Origin of the sequence: Variovorax sp. J2P1-31 (assembly GCF_030317215.1) — a bacterium.
Taxonomy (GTDB): domain Bacteria; phylum Pseudomonadota; class Gammaproteobacteria; order Burkholderiales; family Burkholderiaceae_C; genus Variovorax.
In genome coordinates this window covers 54902-62027 of record NZ_JASZYA010000007.1, presented here as the reverse complement: position 1 = coordinate 62027, position 7126 = coordinate 54902, and the positions used below count along the sequence as shown (strand labels likewise).

Sequence of the window (7126 nt, the reverse complement as noted above, 5' to 3'; positions counted from 1 at the left end):
GCGTCAGCGCCGATGATAGTGCGGGTTCCCGTGTGAAAGTAGGTCATCGTCAGGCTCTTACAGCCCTAGACAAGCCCCAACCAATCGGTTGGGGCTTTTCTTTTTGGGGAAATGGAATGGAAGACGAATTGAGGATGCCTCTTCATGCATTGCTCGATGCGTCATTTCCATGGGCTGGCGATGCGGCCTTGTCTCCAGGCCTGAAACAGTTCAGACATCCACCAGGCTGTCACCCTCGCGGCGTGCCGCACCCGAGCCAATGAGCTCCTCCAGCAATTCTTCGCTCAAGGCGTCCAATTTCCATGCGCTGAAGAAACGCGTGTGAATGGCCTTGAAGTACGGCGTCGAATCTCGCCAGTCCGTCCATTGCGCGCTGGACATGCGCTGCTGCTCCAGCAGCTTGAACTTGATCAGCACCTTGAAGGCATGCCGCGCATGCTTGACCGGGTCGCGCACCATGCCGTCCAGCCGACGGCGAGCCGTGTTCAAGGCTGTCTCCACGTCCGAAAAGACTCGGCCATGGCCAGGCACGATCCAGTACGGATCCAGTCGCTCGATGTGGTCCAGTGTGGCAGCCACTTCCTCGAAAGAGGGTTCGCCGATCAACTCCGGAAACACCACGCCGAAGCCGTGTTCCCACAAGGCATCGGCCGAGATCAAGGTGCGCGAAGCCGGCTCGAACAGCATCACCGAGTGGGGATCGTGCCCGGGGGCGGCATGCACTTCCCAACGGCGATCGCCCAGCTGCCGTTCCGTCTCGCCGGCCAAGGTGCCCTGGGCCCTGAAGCGGGGGCACTGCTGGCCCGTCGCGCGGTAGCTCAGCGCACCCTGGTCCCACATCGCCACGGCGCTGGCCTCGCCCGCGGGGACTTCGGTGCGCAGCGCCGGGTAGCGCCGTTGCAATGCGGCGTTGCCGCCGCAGTGGTCGCTGTGCAGGTGGGTGTTGAGCAGCAAGGCCAGGGGCTGGTCCCGCAACGCGTCCTCGACCAGGGCCACGGTCTGCGCCGCGTGGGTGGCGTAGCCGCTGTCGACCAGCACCGGCTGCTCGCCGTGCAGCAGGATGTTGTTCGACGACAGCCAGCCGCGCTCGAAGACCGTGATGTCCGCCGGAAAAGGGCGCGTCACGCCGATGTCGTCGCGCTGGTGCGCAATTCGCGTCGAAGGATCTTCCCGACGTTGGTCTTGGGCAGCGCGTCCTTGAACTCGATGTGTCGGGGGCGCTTGTAGCCGGTGAGGTTCTCGTTGCAATAGCGCAGCACGGCTTCTTCCGTCACCGTGGCGTCTTTGCGCACCACGAAGACCTTGATCGCCTCGCCCTGCTTCTCGTCGGGCACGCCGATGGCCGCGCATTCCACGACCCCGGGGCACAGCGAGATGACGTTCTCGAGTTCGTTCGGAAAGACGTTGAAGCCGCTGACCAGGATCATGTCCTTCTTGCGGTCCACGATGCGGCTGTAGCCGTCGTCCTGCATCACGGCGATGTCTCCGGTGCGCATGAAGCCGTCGGCGGTGAAGGCCGCGGCCGTCTCGGCGGGCTGGTTGTGATAGCCCCGCATCACGTTGGGCCCCTTGATGCACAGCTCGCCGGCCTGGCCGTTCGGCAGCGAGCGGCCTTCATCGTCCTTGATGGCGATCTCGATGCCCGGCAAGGGGAGGCCGATGGTGCCGGTGAAGGCGGTGTTGCTCACCGGGTTGTTGGTGCCGATGGCGCAGGTCTCGCTCATGCCCCAGCCTTCGATCATGGGACAGCCCGTGGCCTCGAACCAGCGCTTGGCCGTGCCTTCGGAGGCGGCCATGCCGCCCGCCTGGGACACGAACAGCGTCGAGAAGTCCAGCTTCTTGAATTCGGGATGCACCAGCAGCGCGTTGAACAGCGTGTTCACCGCGGGCAGCATGTGGAAGGGCCGCTTCTTCAGCACCGCGATGAACTTGTTGAGGTCGCGCGGGTTGGGGATCAGCGTCAGGTGCGAGCCCTGGCGGATCGCCAGCAGGCACAGCGTGAGCGCGAAGATGTGATACAGCGGCAGCGCCGCGATGCTGTTGACCTTGGCCAGGTCGCCCGCGCGGCCCAGCGCCGGCGTGAACCAGGCCTCGGCCTGCAGCGTGGCCGCGACGATGTTGCGGTGCGTGAGCACCGCGCCCTTCGACAGACCGGTCGTGCCGCCCGTGTACTGCAGGAAGGCCACCGAATCGAGCGTGCTGGGGTCCTTGCTCAAGGTGCGCTGCGCACCCTGGCTCATGACCTGCGAGAAAGGCGTGACCGTGCGGTCGTCGTTCAGCGGCAGCTTGTACGGCGGCACCATGCGCGCGAGATGGCGCACGGCCAGCGTGATCCAGGTCCCGTAGAGCCCGCCCAGCAGATCGCCCATCGAGGTGATCACCACATGCTTGACCGGCGTGCGCTCGATCACCTGCTGCAGCGTGACCGCGAAGTTCTCGAGGATCACGATGGTCGTGGCGCCCGAATCCTTCAGTTGATGTTCGAGTTCCCGCGCGGTGTAGAGCGGGTTGACGTTCACGCAGGTGAAGCCGGCGCGCAGCACGCCGCACATGGTGACCGCGAACTGCGGCACGTTGGGCAGCATGATCGCGACCTTGGCGCCGGGTTCGAGCCCCAGCGACTGCAGCCAGGCGCCCATGGCCTTGGACTGCCGGTCGAGCTGCGCATAGGACATCCATTGCTCCATGCAGACCGAGAACGGGCGTTCGGCATAGCGCTGGAAGGCCTCCTCGAACATGTGGCCCAGCGACCGGTATTGCTCGGGATGCACCTCGTGAGGCACTCCCGGCGGATAGCTATTCAAGACGGATGACTGCATGCGCGCTCCTTTGCAACGCATTGTGCGAGGCCGCATGGCAATCCGTTCTGGGGGCTTGCCCCAGTGCGCGCTGCTACTTGAGCCAGCGGTCCATCACGCGCGGCAGTTCGCCGCCGGCCTGCGCGAGGTGCAACCATTGGTCGACATAGGCCTTGAAGACCCCATCGCCGCGCGGCAGCATCCAGGCCATCTCGCCATACTGCAGCGGCCGGTCGGGGTTGACCGCGCAGAGGCCCGGCTTGAGCCGCTGCTGCGTGAGCGCCTCGGCCGCCTCGGTCACGAACACATCGGCGCGGTTGGCCAGGATCTCGTCGAAGATCGTGACGTTCTCGCCATGCAGCGTGAGCTGCGCGCGCTGGAAGTTGGCGCGGGCGAAGCGCTCGTTGCTGCCGCCCGGGTTGAAGATCACGCGCGTGCCGGGCTGGTCGATGGCCGCGACGCTCTGGTACTTCTGCACGTCCGCGCAGCGCGCGATCGGCGTCTTGCCGTTGACCATGTAGGGCGTGCTGAAGAACGCTTTCTTCTGACGGTCCGTCGTCACCGAGACCCCGCCGACCGCGATGTCGCAGCGGTCGGCGACCAGGTCGGGCAGCAGGTTGGCCCAGGTGGTCTTGACCCAGACCGGCTTTGCGCCCAAGCTCGCCGCCAGGCTTTGCACCAGGTCGACGTCGATGCCTTCGAAGCCGGCGTCGGGCTTCTGGAAGCTGAAGGGCTTGTAGTCGCCCGGCGTGCAGACCCGCAGCGTGGCCGCGGCCTGCACCTGGTCGAGCCGCGACGACGAAGAGGCCGCGCCCGGTGGCGTGACGGCGCAGGCACTCAGCAGCGCCGCCGCCGTGGCGGCCAGGGCGAGACGAGGCAACAAGGACGCATGTGGCATGGGCTCTCTCCAGTGGCGGCAACGCCAACGTGACAAGGCATTCTGCGCGCCCGCGGCGTCGGCGCAACGCTTTCTGGAGGGAACTGCCCAATCCGTGCGGTTCTTCCCACGTCGTGAAAACGGTTTCTTGAGTAATAGGGATTAACCCTTATATTCGACACATGCATCCCGCCAAGGCCTTCCTCCGCGCCTCCCTGGGGCTCGGCTCCTTCCTGCGGCCCCCCATGGTCGAGGCCCAATCGCGCAGCCGTCCCGCCGCGCCCGCCCCGGTGATGGTCCCGATCCGCACCATCGGCCCGCGCGAACGCGGGCGCATCGGCCGCCATCTGCTGGCGCTGACCCCGCACGACCGCTACCTGCGCTTCGGCTACGCCGCTTCCGACGAGCAGGTGCAGCGCTACGTCGACGGCCTCGATTTCGAGCGCGACGAACTGTTCGGCATCTACAACCGCCGCCTCGACCTGATCGCCATGGCGCACGTCGCCTTCGCCCCCGCGGGCCAGCCGCGCGAATGCGCCGAGTTCGGCGTGTCGGTGGCCGAGCATGCGCGCGGCCGCGGCTACGGCGCCCGCCTGTTCGAGCGCGCGGTGGTCACCGCGCGCAACGAAGGCGTGGGCATGCTGTTCATCCACGCGCTCAGCGAGAACGCGGCCATGCTCAAGATCGCCCGCAAGGCGGGCGCGTCGGTGGTGCGCAGCGGTTCCGAATCCGAGGCGCACCTGGAGCTGCCCTCGCCCACGCTCGACAGCCGGCTCAACGAGATCGCGCTCGAGCACTACGCCGAAGTCGACTACCAGCTCAAGAGCCGCGCCAAGCAGTTCTGGTCCTTCCTGGCCACGGTGCAGGAAGTGCGCAGCGGCATGCGTGCCGCGCGCGAGAAGTCCGCGCCCTGAGCGGCGTCCCGGGGCGCGCGCAGCGGGGGGCATCGCCTTTCCGTTATCCTTGCGCTTCCCCAACTCCGCCCTCCCGCAGTGGCCGACCCTCACCCTGATCGCACTCCCGTTGAACGGGAAGACAAACGCAGCTTTCTTCAAAAACTCGCCGAATTCATCCATCCAGGACCGGATTCGCGCGACGAGCTGATCGAAACCCTCGCAGACGCCGAAGACAACGACGTGATCGGCGCCGAATCGCGCGTCATGCTCGAAGGGGTGCTGCGGATGGCCGACATGACGGCCGGCGACGTGATGGTCGCCGCGCCGCGCATGGACCTGGTGAACATCGACTCGCCCTACGACGCGCTGCTGCACGTCGTGATCGACACCGCGCACTCGCGCTTCCCGGTGTACGAGGGCGAGAAGGAAAACATCATCGGCATCCTGCTCGCGAAGGACCTGCTCAAGCTGCAGCGCGCGCCGGGGCTCAACATCCGCGCCCTGCTGCGGCCCGCGACCTTCGTGCCCGAGAGCAAGGGCCTGAACGACCTGCTGCGCGAGTTCCGCGGCAACCGCAACCACCTCGCGATCGTGATCGACGAGTTCGGCCGCGTGGCCGGGCTGATCACCATCGAGGACGTGCTCGAGCAGATCGTGGGCGAGATCGAGGACGAGTTCGACATCGCCGAGGACGAGGGCGACATCTTCGGCCTGGCCGACCACACCTACCGTGTGTCGGGCGACACGCCCATCGAGCGCGTGGCCGAGGCCTTCGGCATCACCTTCGACGACGAGGCGCTGAGCGAGGACTTCGACACCATCGGCGGCCTGATCGCCCACGAGATGGGCCACGTGCCCAAGAAGGGCGAGCATCACGCGCTGGGCGGCTTCGACTTCGTGGTGCTGCACACCAAGGGCGGCGCGGTGCGCTGGTTCAAGGTGTCGCCGGCCCGCGGCAGCGACGCGGCCGACTGATGCGCGGCGCGCCGGCTTCCACCTCCGCCAACCTGTTCCGCCTGCTGGGCTTCGGCGTCGCCGGACTGGCCCAGGCCCTGTCGATGGCTTCGCCCGCGGGCGGCAAGCCGCTGTGGTGGTTGCAGCTGCTGTCGCTGGCAACCCTGGTCTGGCTGCTCGACGGCCTGCGCGCGCAGGGCGCGGGCTGGCGTCGCGCCGGCCTGCATGGCTGGCTCTTTTCCACCGCCTGGCTGGCCGGCAGCTTCTGGTGGCTGTTCATCTCGATGCACACCTACGGCGGCCTGCCGGCGCCGCTGGCCGCGATCGCTGTGCTCGCACTGGCGGCGGGGCTCGGGCTCTACTACGCGGTCGCGGCCGCCTGGTTCGTGGTGCGCGGCCCCGCGGGGCGGGTCACGGGCGCGCTGGTCTTCGCCGCGCTCTGGACCGTGGCCGAACTGGTGCGCGGCAGCTGGTTCACCGGCCTGCCCTGGGGTGCCGGTGGCTACGCGCATGTGGAAGGGCCGCTGGCCGCGCTCGCGCCCTGGGTGGGCGTCTACGGCATCGGCGCGGCCGCCGCCTTGGTGGTGGCGCTGGCGGCGCTGCGGCGCGCGGTGCGTGGCCTCGAGTTCGGCGTGGCGCTGTTGCTGATGGCGCTGGTGTTCGCGCTGCCGCAACTGGTGCCCGCGCTGGGCGCCGACGTGCAGGGCGACAAGGGCGCGACCGGCAGGCTCGACGTGGCTTTGCTCCAGGGCAACATCCCGCAGGACGAGAAATTCATTCCCGGCGGCGGCATCGAGACCGCGCTGCGCTGGTACGGCGAGCAGCTGCGCGACGCCAAGGCCTCGCTGGTGGTGACGCCCGAGACCGCCCTGCCGCTGCTGCCGCGCCAGCTGCCGCCCGGCTACCTCGAGGCGATCCAGGCCCGCTACAGCCAGGGCCAGCAGGCGGCGATCGTCGGCCTGCCCATGAGCGACACGGCCGGCCCGGGCACCTACAGCAACGCGGTGCTGGGCTTCCAGCCGCAGGCCACGCAACCCTATGTCTACAGCAAGCACCACCTGGTGCCCTTCGGCGAGTTCATTCCCACGGGCTTCCGCTGGTTCATCGACATGATGCACATCCCGCTGGGCGACTTCGCGCGCGGCGGGCTCGGGCAGGCGCCCTTCCTCTGGCAGGGCCAGCGCATCGCGCCGAACATCTGCTACGAGGATCTGTTCGGCGACGAGATCGGCGCCAACTTCAAGGACGAGGCCACGGCCCCGACCATCCTGCTCAACGTGAGCAACATCGCATGGTTCGGCGACTCGGTGGCCATCGACCAGCACCTGTCGATCTCGCGCATGCGCGCGCTCGAATTCGCGCGGCCGATGGTGCGCGCCACCAACACCGGCGCCACGGTGGTGATCGATGCACAAGGTCGTGTCACGCACGAGTTGCCGCGGCTCACGCGCGGCGTGCTCGAGGCCAGCGTCGAAGGCCGGCGCGGGCTCACGCCCTATGCGCGCTGGGTCGCGCCCTTCGGCCTCTGGCCGCTGTGGATCCTCGCGCTGGGCACCGTGGCCGCGGCCTTCGTGCTGGGCCGCCGCCGCCCGCGCTGAACC

The 7126-nt window shown here is 67.9% G+C and carries 6 protein-coding genes; 3 read left to right on the top strand and 3 right to left on the bottom strand.

The window, feature by feature from the left end:
- Positions 1-210 precede the first annotated feature (210 nt).
- The 3 genes from QTI20_RS30655 to QTI20_RS30645 form a co-directional block, all read right to left on the bottom strand.
- A complete protein-coding gene (locus QTI20_RS30655; protein ID WP_503011463.1) occupies positions 211-1125 on the bottom strand; it encodes an MBL fold metallo-hydrolase in 915 nt (304 codons plus the stop codon).
- Positions 1122-2819, bottom strand: coding sequence for an AMP-binding protein (locus tag QTI20_RS30650; protein WP_286556390.1), 1698 nt, complete (start codon positions 2817-2819; stop codon positions 1122-1124). Before QTI20_RS30650 ends, QTI20_RS30655 begins: the two co-directional genes overlap by 4 nt.
- 73 nt (positions 2820-2892) lie before the next feature.
- Positions 2893-3696: a transporter substrate-binding domain-containing protein gene (locus QTI20_RS30645; RefSeq protein WP_286556389.1), complete on the bottom strand. Its 804-nt coding sequence runs from the start codon at positions 3694-3696 to the stop codon at positions 2893-2895.
- Positions 3697-3857: 161 nt separating this feature from the next.
- On the opposite strand from QTI20_RS30645, the gene QTI20_RS30640 reads away from it, so the two are divergent.
- The 3 genes from QTI20_RS30640 to lnt all read left to right on the top strand — a co-directional run bounded on the left by QTI20_RS30640 (position 3858) and on the right by lnt (position 7123).
- Entirely contained in the window at positions 3858-4589 is a 732-nt protein-coding gene (locus tag QTI20_RS30640; RefSeq protein WP_286556387.1) for a GNAT family N-acetyltransferase, read from the top strand.
- Positions 4590-4667: 78 nt separating this feature from the next.
- A complete protein-coding gene (locus QTI20_RS30635; protein ID WP_183027476.1) occupies positions 4668-5546 on the top strand; it encodes a CorC family transporter in 879 nt (292 codons plus the stop codon).
- Positions 5546-7123: an apolipoprotein N-acyltransferase gene (gene lnt / locus QTI20_RS30630; protein WP_286556384.1), complete on the top strand. Its 1578-nt coding sequence runs from the start codon at positions 5546-5548 to the stop codon at positions 7121-7123. Before QTI20_RS30635 ends, lnt begins: the two co-directional genes overlap by 1 nt.
- Positions 7124-7126: the final 3 nt, after the last annotated feature.

Coding starts and splice junctions, on each gene's coding strand:
- lnt (WP_286556384.1), top strand. CDS start 5,546: ATGCGCGGCGCGCCGGCTTCCACCTCCGCCAACCTGTTCCGCCTGCTG.
- QTI20_RS30645 (WP_286556389.1), bottom strand. CDS start 3,696: ATGCCACATGCGTCCTTGTTGCCTCGTCTCGCCCTGGCCGCCACGGCG.
- QTI20_RS30650 (WP_286556390.1), bottom strand. CDS start 2,819: ATGCAGTCATCCGTCTTGAATAGCTATCCGCCGGGAGTGCCTCACGAG.
- QTI20_RS30640 (WP_286556387.1), top strand. CDS start 3,858: ATGCATCCCGCCAAGGCCTTCCTCCGCGCCTCCCTGGGGCTCGGCTCC.